Source organism: Picosynechococcus sp. PCC 11901 (assembly GCF_005577135.1).
Classification (GTDB): Bacteria; Cyanobacteriota; Cyanobacteriia; order Cyanobacteriales; family MRBY01; genus MRBY01.
Genome location: NZ_CP040360.1, coordinates 577,155 through 592,107 on the forward strand (window position 1 = coordinate 577,155; position 14,953 = coordinate 592,107).

General features: G+C 47.4%; 14 protein-coding genes. 3 read left to right on the forward strand and 11 right to left on the reverse strand.

The window, feature by feature from the left end:
• Positions 1–9: 9 nt before the first annotated feature.
• Together FEK30_RS03795 and FEK30_RS03800 are read right to left on the reverse strand one after the other, a co-directional pair.
• The gene (locus tag FEK30_RS03795; protein ID WP_138071895.1) at positions 10–720 is read right to left on the reverse strand and encodes a DUF1176 domain-containing protein; all 711 of its coding nucleotides are present in this window, start codon (positions 718–720) and stop codon (positions 10–12) included.
• Positions 721–766: 46 nt separating this feature from the next.
• Entirely contained in the window at positions 767–1,846 is a 1,080-nt protein-coding gene (locus FEK30_RS03800) for a PIN/TRAM domain-containing protein (protein WP_012308417.1), read from the reverse strand.
• Positions 1,847–2,033: 187 nt separating this feature from the next.
• Between FEK30_RS03800 and hemW the strand changes: the two genes are divergently transcribed.
• Both hemW and FEK30_RS03810 read left to right on the forward strand, forming a co-directional pair.
• Positions 2,034–3,224 (forward strand): radical SAM family heme chaperone HemW, encoded by a 1,191-nt coding sequence (hemW, locus tag FEK30_RS03805; RefSeq protein ID WP_138071897.1) that lies wholly within the window; start codon positions 2,034–2,036, stop codon positions 3,222–3,224.
• A 30-nt stretch (positions 3,225–3,254) separates the two neighbouring features.
• The gene (locus FEK30_RS03810) at positions 3,255–4,193 is read left to right on the forward strand and encodes a GDP-L-fucose synthase family protein (protein ID WP_138071899.1); all 939 of its coding nucleotides are present in this window, start codon (positions 3,255–3,257) and stop codon (positions 4,191–4,193) included.
• A gap of 21 nt (positions 4,194–4,214) precedes the next feature.
• On the opposite strand, the gene FEK30_RS03815 is transcribed toward FEK30_RS03810, so the two are convergent.
• From FEK30_RS03815 to FEK30_RS03840, 6 genes are all read right to left on the reverse strand, one after another.
• Positions 4,215–5,117 carry an acyl-CoA desaturase gene (locus FEK30_RS03815; RefSeq protein WP_138071901.1) on the reverse strand — a complete coding sequence of 301 codons (903 nt, stop codon included), beginning with the start codon at positions 5,115–5,117 and terminating at the stop codon, positions 4,215–4,217.
• Between the two features lie 92 nt (positions 5,118–5,209).
• On the reverse strand, positions 5,210–5,878 hold the full coding sequence (locus tag FEK30_RS03820; RefSeq protein WP_065711749.1) for a Mo-dependent nitrogenase C-terminal domain-containing protein: 669 nt from the start codon (positions 5,876–5,878) through the stop codon (positions 5,210–5,212).
• Positions 5,879–6,097: 219 nt separating this feature from the next.
• Positions 6,098–7,216 carry a response regulator gene (locus FEK30_RS03825; protein WP_138071903.1) on the reverse strand — a complete coding sequence of 373 codons (1,119 nt, stop codon included), beginning with the start codon at positions 7,214–7,216 and terminating at the stop codon, positions 6,098–6,100.
• 202 nt (positions 7,217–7,418) lie between these two features.
• Complete coding sequence (locus FEK30_RS03830) at positions 7,419–9,035, reverse strand: RluA family pseudouridine synthase (protein ID WP_138071906.1); 1,617 nt, start codon at positions 9,033–9,035, stop codon at positions 7,419–7,421.
• A 76-nt stretch (positions 9,036–9,111) separates the two neighbouring features.
• Positions 9,112–9,558 carry a hypothetical protein gene (locus FEK30_RS03835; RefSeq protein ID WP_138071908.1) on the reverse strand — a complete coding sequence of 149 codons (447 nt, stop codon included), beginning with the start codon at positions 9,556–9,558 and terminating at the stop codon, positions 9,112–9,114.
• A gap of 26 nt (positions 9,559–9,584) precedes the next feature.
• Positions 9,585–10,472 (reverse strand): glycerophosphodiester phosphodiesterase, encoded by an 888-nt coding sequence (locus FEK30_RS03840; protein ID WP_138071910.1) that lies wholly within the window; start codon positions 10,470–10,472, stop codon positions 9,585–9,587.
• Positions 10,473–10,569: 97 nt separating this feature from the next.
• Here FEK30_RS03840 and ccmA point away from each other — a divergent pair, with 97 nt between their 5' ends.
• Positions 10,570–11,424 (forward strand): heme ABC exporter ATP-binding protein CcmA, encoded by an 855-nt coding sequence (gene ccmA, locus FEK30_RS03845; RefSeq protein ID WP_012308426.1) that lies wholly within the window; start codon positions 10,570–10,572, stop codon positions 11,422–11,424.
• Positions 11,425–11,444: 20 nt separating this feature from the next.
• On the opposite strand, the gene FEK30_RS03850 is transcribed toward ccmA, so the two are convergent.
• The 3 genes from FEK30_RS03850 to glpK all read right to left on the reverse strand — a co-directional run bounded on the left by FEK30_RS03850 (position 11,445) and on the right by glpK (position 14,952).
• Positions 11,445–12,020: a Uma2 family endonuclease gene (locus FEK30_RS03850; RefSeq protein WP_138071912.1), complete on the reverse strand. Its 576-nt coding sequence runs from the start codon at positions 12,018–12,020 to the stop codon at positions 11,445–11,447.
• 77 nt (positions 12,021–12,097) lie between these two features.
• On the reverse strand, positions 12,098–13,348 hold the full coding sequence (gene stpA / locus FEK30_RS03855) for a glucosylglycerol 3-phosphatase (protein WP_138071914.1): 1,251 nt from the start codon (positions 13,346–13,348) through the stop codon (positions 12,098–12,100).
• 95 nt (positions 13,349–13,443) lie between these two features.
• Positions 13,444–14,952 carry a glycerol kinase GlpK gene (gene glpK / locus FEK30_RS03860; protein ID WP_030007700.1) on the reverse strand — a complete coding sequence of 503 codons (1,509 nt, stop codon included), beginning with the start codon at positions 14,950–14,952 and terminating at the stop codon, positions 13,444–13,446.
• Position 14,953 lies beyond the last annotated feature (1 nt).

The following is a 14,953-nucleotide window of genomic DNA, read 5'->3' on the forward strand; positions in this document are numbered from 1 at the left end:
ATAATTTTCCTAGGGATAAACTTGAGGATAGTTAATGGGTTCAATATAGTTACCATCACATTCATCCTTGAGGAGAAACCGATTTAAGCTGAGATCTGTACCTGTAAATTGATAAAAACCCAAGCTACCGCAATCCCCTAAACCTCTGCCTTTTGTAAAAATACTAATGGTTTGGCTATTCGGATCATATTCTGAATACCCAGCTCTGGTTACTTCTGTTTCTTTAATCAATTGTTGATCCGTATCTTGGTAGAAATAAGTAATCGGTAGTGGCGTCAGATCGAATTGATCCTCGTCTCTTCGGTATAAAAAATAATTCTGGAGCAGTTGATAGGCCGTCGAGCCACAAACAAGGTGCACAAGATACTCATCTTCACCCACACGGTAAACATTAGAGGCCGCTTCTGTGAGCTCCGATTCAAATCTAAACTCTTGGCAAAGCCCCAAATCTTCCCGGTTTTCCATAAGCCCCGGAATGATTGCTTGGCTAATATCAGGGGAGGAATAATTCTGATCTACTGCTTCTACTTCCTTCGTATCGGCCCCTTGAGAATTAACTAGGGGCAATGGTTCAGCGGGAACAGGAATTGGTTCTTCTGTCGGATCGGTAGGTGTTGTTCCGTCGGGTTCAGGGGCAGAAGGATTAGACTGATTTTGGCAACTGCCTAACCCCAAGCCAAGGCTGACCAGGGTACTAAAAGTAATAAATTTAAACCTCATATATCTGACCTCCACGCACTAAATCATAAGAAAATTAACTAGTTAATTAAAGAGCCAGGGAAGAACTTAATTTCGCAAAAATCATCCGCCCCGCAGAGGTTTGTAAAGATGAAGTAACGGTTACAGCAACATCGGAACCCATAAATTGTTTTCCTTCTTCGACAACAACCATCGTGCCGTCTTCGAGATAACCCACCCCTTGTTTTTCTTCCTTTCCTTGCTTAAGAATTTTGACATCTAAATTATCTCCAGGGAGATAGATCGGACGAATCGCTTGGGCAAGGTCATTAATATTTAAAATTTCGACTTTTTGAAGATTGGCAACTTTTTGTAGATTGTAGTCATTGGTCAAAAGAATCCCATTAATTTCCTGGGCCAAATGCACTAATTTAGCGTCCACAGTAGCAATGTCATCGTAGTCTGCGGGGTTGACAGAAACCCGTTTGGGAAAACGATTTTGCATACTCTGGAGAATATCTAAGCCCCGACGACCCTTGGCGCGCTTCTGGTCGTTGCTAGCATCGGCGAGTTGCTGTAATTCGTTGAGGACAAAAATTGGAATGAGAATTTGTCCTTCGATAAAACCTGTTTTAAGGAGTTCTTCTAGGCGACCGTCAATGATACAGCTTGTGTCGATGATCTTTGTCGGCGAAGGACGGAGGGTTCCTTCAGCAACGAGGAGAGTATCTAAACTATTGGGATTGATCAGCCGCAGAAAAGTGCGCCCGTGGACATCGGCGAGGCTTACGCCAAGGTAGGCAAAGGTAATACTGCCGAGAATGGCAAAGGTGGGCTTAAGAAAACCAAACTCTGAAGGAATGGGCAACAGAAAAATGGGAGCAAGCATTAAATTTGCCACCAAAAGCCCAATCACTAAACCCACAGCACGGGTGACGATAATTTCGATGGGGGTGCGCCGAAATTGTTGCTCGAAGCGGCGATAGGTACTCTGGGCGAGGAGACCGATGGAAAGGCCCAGGAGTGAGGCAAAACCGGCCCCCACCCACCGGAGGGCGTCAATGTTGGAGGCTTGGTCACGCACGGAGGCAGGGAGTAAATCAATGACATCAAATCCCACAAGGGCGATCGCCACCACAAAGATCAGAACAAGGAAAATATCGAACATAGGTCTTACCCGGCTATAAGTCCCAGTTTTAGGGGGAATTTGGGGTTTAGGATAATGGAGAATAATGCCCTCATTATATCGGTGGGCCTTCCATTCCTTCGCGCCTCTGGGAATTAACAAAATTTGTTGATTTCTGCGCCAATTTTCCAGCTAAATGCTTCCTATTCCCCATTGAGACTGTTCTACCGTGGTTACCAGTGCTTATCTCCATCTCCCCTTCTGTTTACGCCGCTGTTTTTACTGTGATTTTCCGATTACGGTGACGGGGGAAAAACAAACTGCGGGGATTCGCGCCCAGATGGCAGAATATGGGGCCTGGCTCTGTCGAGAAATCCGCGCGACACCGATCCTGGGGGGCGAGTTAAAGACGGTGTTCTTTGGGGGTGGCACACCCTCTTTATTTCCAGTGGATCTCTTGGAAAAAGTTTTAAGAACCCTTGATCAGCAATTTGGCATTGCCCAGGGAGCAGAAATTTCCCTCGAAATTGATCCAGGCACTTTTTCTTTAGAACAATTGATCCGGTACAAAAATATTGGTATTTCTCGCCTAAGCCTTGGGGTACAAGCTTTTCAGGATAATTTGCTGGCAAACTGTGGGCGATCGCACAGGGTAATAAATATATTTACTGCGTGTGATCACCTGGAGCGATCGCAGATCCCCTGGAGTTTGGATCTGATCTCCGGATTGCCAGATCAAACCCGCGACGATTGGCAAGCTTCCCTTGATCAGGCGATCGCCCTTAATCCCCACCACATTTCCTGCTATGACCTAGTGATCGAACCCCAGACCCCCTTTGGCAAACAATACGAACCCGGTGAACGCCCCCTTCCTTCCGATGAAAATACCGCTGCCATGTATCGCCTCGCCAGTGAAACCCTCCGCAAAGCAGGCTATGACCACTACGAAATCTCCAACTACGCCAAACCCGGCTACCAATGTCGCCATAATCGTGTCTATTGGGAAAATCGCCTCTACTATGGTTTTGGCATGGGGGCCGCCAGTTTTACCCAAAATCAGCGCTTTTCTCGGCCCCGCACCCGCGCCGAATATTACGCCTGGGTTGAACAATATGAACAAAATCACGGCATCTTAAATGTGGAAGCTTTAACAAAAGGCGATCGCCTCCTTGAAACCTTGATGTTGGGTCTTCGTTTAACGGAAGGTCTAGATTTATCTCAACTGATCACAGAATTTGGCCAAAGTAGTGTGGATCAGATTCTAGAAATCCTAAAACCCGCTTTTCAGAAAGGCTGGGCTCTCCTTTCCCCCACAACGCCACCACGTCTTGCCCTAAGCGATCCAGAAGGCTTACTGTTCTCCAACACCATTCTCGCGGAACTTTTCCACGACCTCGACCCAGAAAACCCCGTAGAATAATCACGCCTTTCCCTTTCTCTTTCCCTACCCATGATTAATCTTTCCCAGAAAAAAGTCCTTGTCACTGGCGGCGCTGGCTTCCTCGGTCAACAGGTAATTCACCAATTGATCCAAGCCGGTGCTCAACTAGGAAATATTACCGTCCCCCGTTCTTCCAGTTGTGATCTGCGTCGTCTCGAAGCCTGTCAGCAAGCAGTCCAAGGTCAGGATATCGTTATTCACCTGGCGGCCCACGTGGGGGGGATTGGCCTCAACCGCGAGAAACCCGCTGAACTTTTTTATGACAATTTAATGATGGGTACCCAGCTAATCCACAGTGCCTACGAAACGGGGGTCGAAAAATTTGTCTGTGTCGGGACGATTTGCGCTTACCCGAAATTTACCCCTGTACCTTTCAAAGAAGAGGATCTTTGGGCAGGCTATCCCGAAGAAACCAATGCCCCCTACGGCATCGCCAAAAAAGCACTCCTCGTGCAACTAGAAGCCTACCGCCTGCAATATGGTTTCAATGGCATTTATCTACTCCCGGTAAACCTCTACGGCCCTGGGGATAATTTCAAGCCGGAAAGTTCCCATGTGATCCCCGCTTTAATCCGTAAGGTTTATGAAGCGCAACGGGATGGTGTTAAACAGCTCAAGGTTTGGGGAGATGGCAGCCCAACACGGGAATTTCTCCACGCAACGGATGCGGCCCAGGGCATCGTTTTAGCAACGCAAAAATATAATGAGGCAGCCCCCATCAATCTAGGAACCAATACAGAAATTTCTATTAAGGATTTGGTTGAGCTAATTTGTGAACTAATGGCCTTTGACGGAGAGATTATCTGGGAAACAGATAAACCCAATGGACAACCCCGCCGTTGCCTAGATACCCAGAAAGCCAAAGAGAAATTTGGTTTCGAGGCAGCGATTGGTTTACGGCAGGGTTTACAGGAGACTATTGATTGGTATTGCCAGAACCCGGAATAGATATTTCCCTTTGGAGAAAATCTAGGGATTGGCCGCGTTTTGTAGATCGGTAACGGTGGGTTGTTTTAGCTTACTGGCTAATCCCATGCGCTCCAGGAGACGAATAAAAGAATAGGTAAAGTCCGGTAGGTATTTCACCTTACCTTTTTGAATCGTGATTCCGTGGCGTACCGACCAACCAAAGGCATGGTGCAGATTGTGCCAACCTTCCCCAAGGGCAAGGACGGCAACCCAACTATTATTACGGCTGTGATCGGTGGTCTGGAAAGGGCGATCGCCCCATTTGTGACAAACGGAATTCACGAAAGCGACACCATGAAATAGGAGAGTGGTGCTGATAAAAAATGCGGCCAGATATTCCAGGCCGCCGACCCCATAGGACAATGCGCCTAGGGCAATGAGGGGCACAAAATGGAAGCGATCAATCAGTTTCAGGATTGGATCTCGCTCAATGTCAGCGGGCAATTTTTTCGGGAAGGTATTGGGAGAAATGAGCCAGCGGTAATGGGCCCACCAAAACCCCTCTTTGGAGCTGTGGGGATCGCCGGGATGGTCGCTAAACCGATGGTGATCTTCGTGGTGAGCTTTCCACCAACTCGGCCCCATTTGCCCCGCCGAAGCAGTAATAAAACTGCCGATCCATTTCACCCAGGGGGAAGCTTGGTAGGCTTTGTGGGTCAGGAGACGGTGGTAGATGGCAGTGGTGCCGAGCATTCTCAGCCAGTACCAAAAGACAATCCAAAGGATAGCTCCCCAACTGAGACCTGTAAAAAAGGCGATCGCCATGCCGAGATGACAAAGGATAATCCAAACTGGGCCAGTGGCATAGCTGAGGCGAGTCAGTCGAGAATAGTTGTGGGGACGGGGATTAGGTTGTGGTGGTGTAGAGGGAATCGGGTCAAGAACGTTGCTGTAATGCGTCAAAATGCTTTCCTAACGAGTTGAGAATATCTTCTATGAAACCGTGTTTTTACATAACTTTACAACTCGTGAGTCCCGAATCCCTTGCGGTCGGGTCAAATAAATTCGGAAATGTCTTCGTCACAGTCATCGGCTAAATAAGATAAGGAACGGAAGCGGAGGCCGACCAATTGTTCATAGAGGGGATTGAGTTTGCACATTGGCGGAATATGGACAATTTTTTTGCCAAATAGCTTGATATCCCGCTCAAAGGGGCATTGGGGCGGCACCATTTTACAGATGAAGCGGGCCACGCGGGGATCGTCGATGTCCATGCCATCGAGCCAGTTGCGGATTGGTTTAAGGGCATCAAGGTGAACTTCTGGTTGGGGGGTTTCGGTGGTGACAGTTTCGGGGTCGTAGAGGGTTTTTTCAAGGTTATGGAGGGCGCTGAGATCTACCCCAAGGGCTTTCCCAAAGGCTTTGATTTGATCGGCTTCAACAATGGAATAGACCCCATCGGCGATCGCCATCATTACCGCTGTCCGGAGAAAATTTTCGCGGATATTGAGATCTTCTCCGAGGTCAGCCGCCAACTCTTGACCTGTAATCGGTTCTAAGTCCCCTAGGCTACTGTGGGGGGCGAGTTCGTCCTGGGTCAGTCGCGTAATAAGCTCTTGCTCTTCGGCATCAAAATGACCGTCGGCCCAGGCAATGGTCAGTAGTCCCCGTAACCAAGCCGTGATTTGGCGATCGCTGTAGACAGTTGTGCTCGCAGAACTCATAGCTGTTTCAAAAATCTGTAACTCTTTCCCCATTGTAGGCAAGAAATCAAGAAGCCATAGAAAATACAGTGAAATTAATCCATGCCCCAACAAGATTAAGATCTAATTATCAATTTTTCGGGCTGCTTTAACTAAATTAATGAGGTAAAATCGATGTTATTTATTGATTTTTAATAAGCTAATTTTCTAAACACTGTTTTGTGATTTACAGAATATTTTCTAAGTATTTGTTTGGGGTAGATCAAAACCAAAAGTAAAACAAAATTTAGCCCCTTGATTACCCCGTGTTTCGGCCCAGATCTGTCCCCGATGCACTTCGATAATACGTCTAACAATTGCTAAACCAACTCCCGTTCCTTCAAATTCAGATTGGGTGTGGAGTCGCTTAAATGGCAAAAAAATCTCTTCTAAATGTTCTGCGGTAAAACCAACACCATTATCTTCTAGGCAGTAGGTTTGAGAATCGATTTTATAAAATTTTATTTGAGGATTTTTGACCTTGCTGGTGTATTTCCAGGCATTTTCAAATAGGTTTTCAAAGGCCATCTTAAGGAGCGGGCGATCGCCTAGGATAATCACATCCGGTTCGATTTTAATTTCTATGGCTCGATCAGGGGTTTCACCTTGGAGATCCTGAATAATTTCTATGGCAATTTCACTTAAATTAATCCTCTCAAGGGTTAATTGCTTTTCTTTAATTTCTGCAAGGCGCATCAAGTCAGAGATGATATGATTCATTTCCTTAGCAGAATTTGCAATAATATCTAATGTTTCTAAGGTCTCTTCGTCAAAGGTATCAACATCACCCAAGAGCAAGTCACAAAATCCTAACAATTTCGTTAATGGCCGCCGTAAATCATGGGAAACCATATAGTTAAAGGATTTTAGATCTTGGTTGATCTGGGCTAACTGGTTATTTTTTTCTTCAAGCTCCTGGGCATTACGCAAAATCTTAAGTTGATTTTCAACGCGCACAAGCACCTCATACATATCAAAGGGCTTATTGATATAGTCAACGCCCCCTAAGGAAAAAGCCTTCACCTTATCGAAAACATCATTTAAAGCACTGATGAAAATAATGGGAATTTTGGCGGTGTCTGGATTAGCCTTTAGTCGTTGGCAAACGCCATAACCATCTAAGATGGGCATTTTAATATCCAGCAGGATCAAATCAGGGGGATCCGCTGCCACTGCTTTGAGGGCTTGTTTGCCATTGATTACCTGTCGCACTTCGTGGCCCTTTTCAACCAAAATTTCTGAAAGAAGTTGTAGGTTTTCGGGAACATCATCAACAATTAAAATATCGCCTCGGTGCTGCAGATAAGAATCTTGAATCATAATGCTTAAGTTCACCACATTGGCTTTGGAATTACCCCTGGCAGGATGGCATTGAAATGATGAGAATTACGCACGTTAAAACATTGGTTTGGCTTAAACCCTAGTTTTCTTTCATTATTCCATTAATTTTTTTAGAAAAATGTAAAGAGTTCAAAAAGTATGCCATCCGGCTTTCAGAATGTTTCTTCTGATGATACAAACGTTAAAATTCTGGGGCGCTCTGGATTGTGTGTGGGTTTTTGGTTTCGGGGTGCATAAAAGTTAAGGCTGTGGCCTGGAGATGTAGACGGGGGACGGCCCGGTTACCATAGAGGCGATCGCCAAGGATCGGATTATTTAACCCGTCGGGGTGGGCGCAATGGACCCGGAGTTGGTGGGTGCGGCCTGTAATTGGCTTGAGTTTGAGGCGATGGGAATCTAATTGAACGAAATAGGTTTCGCTGGGTTTGCCCCGTTGCGCATCTACTTTTTGCCGGGGGCGATCGCCAGGGTCTGCCCAGAGGGGAAGGGTAATCATTCCTTCTGGATGCTGAATTTTTTCCTCTAGGAGGGCTTCGTATTCCTTATGAATTTTGCGGCGGCGAAACTGGGTTTGCAGATTCTGTTGGGTTTCAGCATTTTTGGCAAATAAAAGAATTCCGGATGTATCTTGGTCGAGGCGATGGACAAGGAAAATATCTTGATAATCGCGGCGCAATCGGGAAAAGGCACTGTCATAGGTCTGGCTACTGCGCCCTGGAATCGAGGGGAGACCAGCAGGTTTGTGGATGGCAATTAGGCTGTGGTCTTCGTAGATGATTTCTAGGGGAATTTCAGGGGTTGTCAAAATATCTTGAAACGACTTTCCCCCCAAGCCCGAAAGCAAAAAGCCGAGGATCGGTTGGCAGCGCTCTTCACAAGCTAAATAGAATTCGCCTACTTGTTTGTCAGGGCTGTTTTTCCCCCACCAAAACTCGGCCATGGCCAAGGGTTTAAGGTTCTGTTTCGCAGCGTAGTTGAGGAGTTTGGGCGCACAACAATCGCCGGTACCGGTGGGTAAACCAGTGGGAAATAAATCGGCGATCGCCTTTGATTCTCCTTGAAAATTTTTGAGGTGATAGACCTGGTGCATCCGTTTTTGGAGGGTGCGCGACAGGGTTTTGCGGCGCTGGCGGAGGTTTTGTAAGTCTTGATCGGCCTGGTGAATCATCGCAGCGAGAGGATTAATCTCTTGATCCCTGGCCTGTTTGAGATCGCGTTTGTGGTTGCTTTCCTGGCGACTTTCTTCTTCAAGGGCGGCGATCGCTTGCGCTAATTCGGCTCCTGTTAAATGGGTCTGGTAAACCTCGCGTTTTTGGCGGCGTACCTGTTTTTTCTGACGACGTTCTTGATTAAACTGCGCGATTTTTGTTTGCCATTGTTGCTGCAACGTTTGGTAAGTTTTTCGTTCTGGTAGGGTTTCTAGGCGTTGGATTTCCCGGCGGATCTGCCGTAACTGGGCGAGAATTTCTTGCTCTTCTAAAATCAGGCGATCGCCCCCATCCATCGGCGGCACCCAACCGGGAAGGACTTTTTCGCCTTTGAGCAGTCCCGAAAATGCCTTGAGAAATACCCGTTGCCCGGTGGCCGTTTCTGCTAGCAATACCCCGTACATTTTCCCTTCCCAACTAAAATCCGGATTTTCCCTCAGTTCCACCATTAATTCGCGGGCGATCGCCTCAGCATTTTTGGTGCGGGGGAGACGACAAAGTTGTTTAGTGGCCGGACAAACCCCCTCATACCAAGCAGTAACAACATCGGGTTCCAATTGTGGTTGATAGGGGAATCGGGGCGAAGCCATGACAATACGACGCTCATCTTTTGTAAACGTAAGCCCTTTATTTTAGGCGTGAGCACACCGTTTGTCCGCTGGTGACCTATGCGATTGCCAATAGTTGGCGCAAACATAATATTGATTGGCGTGCCTCAAACTTAAATGCTGCCGTGACAAAAATATAGCCGAAAATAAGCATCCCCACGGGAATAAAACCGATTAGAACAATAGATAATTCTAGTAAATGAAAAGCGGCGATCGCTAACAATCCAGAAGCAAAACCCAGCCAGCCAACCATGAAGCAGATTATTAAAATATGCGGGGCCATTGTCACTTTAATAATGCTTCCTTCCCCTGTGGACTTGATTTTACCTTTCATGATCGGCAGAAAAGAATTTGTGTAATGGATCACACGTCGAATTTCAAATGTGTTTTGGCTGACGGTACCTCGAACAATGTGATTTTGAATGGCATCGGCTAATCTTTGTCGTACTGCTGCTGGTTGAAGATGTGTCTTGAGAATTAACTGAGTAAAAGGGCGAAAAGTCATCGGTTGGTTTGGTCTTGGTTGCGTCTTTAAAATACTTCGCCGCTGTCTAGGAGCTGAGCCATTGGTTGCGGTTGCTGCTGGAGATGCTGCTGGAGGTGACGGGGATGATCGGTAATGAAATAATCAATGTTTTGTTCTACAAGGCGATCAATCTGAGCTAATTCTTGGGCCAATTTTTTCGGGTTTTGACTTTTATGGGGTGGTGAAAAGATCGTCCAAGCGCCGACGGCTAATTGGTGTTGATGGAGTCGCTGAATGGTTTGTTTTTTAAATAGATTAACGTTGAGACTGACTAAGCTGGCATCGAGGATTTTTTCTAAAATATGACTTTCGGTAAATTTGCGAATGAAGAAATTTTTGGTCACCAAAGGCGAGTAGAGAATACCTGTTTCAATGGGGTGATGGGTGAGCTTCAGCCAGATCAAAGCCCAAATACTAAAGGAGGTAACAAATGCTTCCTGTTGCAGCCCCATTTTTTCGATCAATTGGGCGACGGCAATGCCTGTTTTCCGTTGCTGGAGGTTGAGGCGGGGGGCTTTCATCTCGATATTGATTAACAATTTGCCCCGCAGTTCGCTCAACACATCTTCAAGGAGAGGAATTTTTTCGGGTTGGGGATAGGTGTAGGTTTGTTTGCCGATTTTGAGGGAATCTTTAATGCGCAGGGTTTGGATCTCTGGCCAGGTCATTTCGGTAATTTTCCCTGTGACCCCCGTCAGCCGCTTGGTATAGAGGTCATGGAAAACCACCAATTTGCCATCCTTTGTGAGGAAAGTATCGAGTTCAACGCCGTCTAAACCTAAGGCGATCGCCTTTTGGAAACCCGCCATGGTATTTTCTTGGTGATCGGTCACAACCCCCCGATGGCCGAAGATTAGGGGATGTGCGGACGGCTGAAAAAATCTCGATTGCATCGCGGAAAAATCCTCTAATCACTTCTCCCACGGTAAAAAGTAACAGCGCGACAGGGCATAATGGGGACAGTAAACTTTACAAACAGTTACAAATTCCATGACATCTGCGGCGGTTTCCCTCGATAAAGTCACCAAGGTTTTTAGTAAAGTCCCGGTGGTCAATGAGCTTTCCTTTGCGATTCAAGCTGGGGAAATGTACGGTCTGTTGGGGCCAAACGGGGCGGGGAAATCCACCACGATCCGGATGTTGATCACCCTCACCGAACCCACAAGCGGCAAAATTTCCATTGCTGGGGAAGATGTGATGCAAAATCGCGCCCATGCCAAACGCAATATTGGCGTGGTGTTGCAACAGATGAGTGTGGATGTGGATCTCACTGTTTGGGAAAATCTAGAGTTCCATGGCCGCCTACACCATATCCCCAACCCTCGTCGGCAACGGTTAATTCGTCAGTCTCTGGAGTATGTAGAACTGAGCGATCGCCGCGATGCTCTGGTGAAAACCCTATCGGGGGGGATGAAACGCCGTGTCCAGATCGCCCGTGCTCTGTTGCATGAACCCAAAATTCTCTTTCTCGATGAACCCACCGTTGGCCTGGATCCCCAAACCCGCCGTCGTCTCTGGGAAATTATTCGTGACCTCAACAAAAATGGCATGACGATTCTCCTCACCACCCACTACATGGAGGAAGCTGCTACCCTCTGCGATCGCATTGGCATTATGGAAGCGGGCCGCCTGATCGATGAGGGCACTTTCGAGGAACTCCAGGCAAAACATGGCAAAGGTTTAGTCGTCAAACAAAAAGGCGATCGCTGGGAATACAAATTTTTCCCGACCCTCCAAGAGGCAGAACATTATCTCGACAACTTGCCCGATAAAACCAGCATGATGGTGCGGGAATCCAACCTCGAGGATATTTTCGTCGAACTCACCGGGCGGCAGTTGGACTAAGTTTTGGACGAAATCAACGCTTACCAAATGGTGCTTAAATCCAACTGAAAATTCGGTAAGACAGTTTCACCATCGAGAAACTCAGGTTGCTCTAGGATTTCTACGGGTTGGCCGCTGCGATACACCTCAACTTGCCGATTTTGACGATTAATTAGCCAACCCAACCGCGACCCATTGTCGATAAATTCCTGTAATTTGGCTTGGGTGCGGGCTAGGGAATCCGTCGGTGACAATAGCTCCACAACAAAATCTGGACAGAGGGGTAAAAACCTCGTCTTTACTTCCGGTGCGAGGGCTTCCCAGCGCACCAAGGAAATCCAGGCGGCATCAGGCGATCGCATCGCCCCATTGGGCAAAATAAATCCCCCAGAAGAATCAAATGTTTTACCCAGTTTGTATTGGTGATTCCAGAGCCATAATTGTGCAGTGAGGCTGGCATTACGTTCGCTAGTTTCGCCACCAGTGGGGGACATAATTGCTAAATCTCCTTGGGCATTCCGCTCAAAACGGAAATTTTTATTTTGCTGGCAGAGTTGAAAAAATTGTTCGTCGCTGAAATTGCAATTTTCAAGGTTCAACTCTAAAGGAAGGGTCATGTCCATTGCCTAAACTTCCACCGGTGGGCTACTACTGCCATTATAGTGAGCTTGTCTGAGGCTTAAATTAACTTCAACTATGTTCCAGATCGGTTTGCGGCGGCCTGCTGAAAGAGGGCGGTGTATTGTTCAAACCCTCCCGGAAAAGCAACGTTAATTTGTAACGGATCAGCCGGATCGGTGATGCCCTCAATCACTTGGGTTTGACCATTGATTGTCCCCAGTTTTAAAGGAATCCGATTTTTTAATTCCCCCTGGGAGCTGTCGATATAAACAACTAAATTGCCGCTGTTTGCCCATTTACCAATGTCTTGCACAAGCTGAAGAAAAAGGCGATCGCTCCCCCCCCGTCGAACTTGATCGCCTTCGGTGTGACTTGTGACCGTATCGCCGACGCCAACGATTAATGGCATCAATTGCGGATCAAAATTGTCTTGCACCAGTTGCAATAGTTCCTCGTGGTTTTGGGGCGCTTGGCGAGCGTTAAAGGTTTCCCCTAGGGGATAGTGGCTCGTGCGTTGGGCATAGTAATAATTCAGCAGCACTAAAACTCCCGCTTCTTTGACGGCACCGCGCACCATAAACTGAAAATCTGTGGTGCCAGAATCCTTGGCTGTGGCAAAGCGAACAATTTCTTTCCCCACATTATCTCTGCCTAAATTGGGCGCATAGTGCACGAAAAAACTATTGTCTAAACCCTGTTGGCCAGCTTTTTCTAGCAAATCATTCATCAGGGTTTCCATAGTGCGCTGGAGGTCTTGGTAAATCTCCAGGCGATCGCCTAAATATTCGGCCAGGACGTTTAAATTTGCCGTTGGCGAAACGAGATTATCTAAAACAGAAGCATGGATCAGCTCAGGTTGAAGCTCAGTGGGGAAAATATCAGCGTATTGAGTAAAAAATTGCCCTAAACATTGACCAATCAAATCTGGTACTGTCCCAAGAAAATCTAGCTCTGCCTGGCTGACACCGGGATGGGAAATTTGACCGTTATCCGTCTGCCACTGCACGCCCCCCGCCGCTAAACCGGGTAAATAGCTTGTTTCATCTTTGGCTTCAACATTGCGAAATGCCCGTTCGACGATGCGATTTACTCCCCTTCTGCCTTCATGTTCACCGTTGGTGAGGACAAAAAAGTGATCTTTAAACTTACGCGTGGCACGAATATAGTCAGGATCAATTTTGCGGGTTAAGGGGTCTTTGACTAACCCCATGCAAACGCCATCAAGATCCTGAATAATGAGTAAATTTTCTGTGTTGCTGAGGGTTGAAAGGAAGGCTTCATGATCAAGGGAATAGTGTTGATCATGGAGTAGTAAAGCAGTCATAAATTCTTTGTTAAATTCGATAGTTTTACGATTGATGTCGGGGACATCCCCCTAAATCCCCCTTATGAAGGGGGACTTATTGTAGGCGGAAGGGATTAGGCCCAGTTTTTCGCTCGTTCAACGGCTTTTTGCCAGACTTTGAAATGGGCTTGGGCTTGGGAGGCGTTGGCACTGGGTTTAAAAACGTAATCAATCTTGCGGTTTTGCACCAGGGTTTGGTAATCATCCCAAAAGCCAACGGCCAATCCGGCGGCAAAGGCGGCTCCCTGGGCCGTGGCATCCAGCACCGCGGGACGTTCCACGGGAATGCCCAATACATCGGCTTGGAATTGCATCAGAAAGTCGTTATTGCACGCGCCGCCATCGACTTTTAATTCTTGGATCGGGGTACCAGAATCTTGGTTAATTGCTTCGACTACTTCTTTGGCTTGGTAGGCGATCGCCTCTAGGACAGCCCGCACCATGTGTTCTTTTTTGACGCCTCTCGTTAAACCGAGAAATGCGCCCCTGGCACTCATATCCCAGTGGGGCGCTCCCAGGCCACTCAGGGCAGGGACAAAATAAGCGCCGCCGTTATCGTTCACCCCTTGGGCAAGATCATTCGTTTCCGCCGCCGTTTCGATAATTTGTAGGCCATCGCGCAACCATTGGATACAAGCCCCAGCGGTGAACATACTCCCTTCGAGGGCATAGCCAATATCGAGATTTGTGCCATCGTGATGGGCTTGGGTGCAGGCGATGGTCGTTAGGAGCTTATGCTTGGAGCGTTTAATCTCGTCGCCCGTGTGCGCCACCAAAAACGCTCCTGTGCCATAGGTGCATTTCAATAAGCCGGGGCGATCGCAACCATGGGCATAGAGGGCCGCCTGTTGATCCCCAAAGATGGCGGTGATCGGAATTGCCGCCCCCAATAAACTTGGATCGGTTTTGCCAAATTCCCCTAGGCTCGACTGCACCGTTGGCATCATCTGGCGGGGAATATCGAATAAATCCAACAAATCCGGATCCCAATCTTTTTGGTTGAGATTGAGCAACATTGTCCGGCTGGCGTTGCTGTGATCTGTGGCGTGGACTTTGCCTCCCGTGAGGTTCCACAAGGCCCAGGTGTCAATGGTTCCAGCGAGGACATTATTGGGGTTAATGGCACTATTTTCCTTAGCCCAGCTTAATAACCAATTCAGTTTCGTTGCCGAAAAATAAGCATCCAACACCAAGCCCGTTTTATCGTAAATTTCTGCCGCTTTGCCTGCCGCACTGAGGGTTTGACAGAGGGGAGCCGTCCGCCGATCCTGCCAGACAATTGCTTTATGAAGTGGTTTGCCAGTGGTTTTATCCCAGAGGACACAGGTTTCCCGCTGCACCGTCAGGCCGATCGCCGCGATATCCTGGGTTTCAATGCTGCTATTGTTGACGACCTGTTGCATGACGGCTTTGGTGTCGTTCCAAATTTCCGTCGCATCATGTTCGACCCAACCGGGCTGGGGATAATATTGGGTTAATTCTTTATAGGCTTGGGCAACAATATCGCCTTTGTGGTTAAACAAAAGGGCACGATTACCAGTGGTGCCGAGGTCTAACGCAAGAATGTATTTTTGATGGGCCATG

Excerpts from the sequence above, each read along its gene's own strand:
- FEK30_RS03795 (WP_138071895.1), bottom strand. The coding sequence starts at position 720 with ATGAGGTTTAAATTTATTACTTTTAGTACCCTGGTCAGCCTTGGCTTG.
- FEK30_RS03800 (WP_012308417.1), bottom strand. The coding sequence starts at position 1,846 with ATGTTCGATATTTTCCTTGTTCTGATCTTTGTGGTGGCGATCGCCCTT.
- FEK30_RS03810 (WP_138071899.1), top strand. The coding sequence starts at position 3,255 with ATGATTAATCTTTCCCAGAAAAAAGTCCTTGTCACTGGCGGCGCTGGC.
- FEK30_RS03820 (WP_065711749.1), bottom strand. The coding sequence starts at position 5,878 with ATGAGTTCTGCGAGCACAACTGTCTACAGCGATCGCCAAATCACGGCT.
- FEK30_RS03825 (WP_138071903.1), bottom strand. The coding sequence starts at position 7,216 with ATGATTCAAGATTCTTATCTGCAGCACCGAGGCGATATTTTAATTGTT.
- FEK30_RS03830 (WP_138071906.1), bottom strand. The coding sequence starts at position 9,035 with ATGGCTTCGCCCCGATTCCCCTATCAACCACAATTGGAACCCGATGTT.
- FEK30_RS03835 (WP_138071908.1), bottom strand. The coding sequence starts at position 9,558 with ATGACTTTTCGCCCTTTTACTCAGTTAATTCTCAAGACACATCTTCAA.
- FEK30_RS03840 (WP_138071910.1), bottom strand. The coding sequence starts at position 10,472 with ATGCAATCGAGATTTTTTCAGCCGTCCGCACATCCCCTAATCTTCGGC.
- ccmA (WP_012308426.1), top strand. The coding sequence starts at position 10,570 with ATGACATCTGCGGCGGTTTCCCTCGATAAAGTCACCAAGGTTTTTAGT.
- FEK30_RS03850 (WP_138071912.1), bottom strand. The coding sequence starts at position 12,020 with ATGACCCTTCCTTTAGAGTTGAACCTTGAAAATTGCAATTTCAGCGAC.
- stpA (WP_138071914.1), bottom strand. The coding sequence starts at position 13,348 with ATGACTGCTTTACTACTCCATGATCAACACTATTCCCTTGATCATGAA.
- glpK (WP_030007700.1), bottom strand. The coding sequence starts at position 14,952 with ATGGCCCATCAAAAATACATTCTTGCGTTAGACCTCGGCACCACTGGT.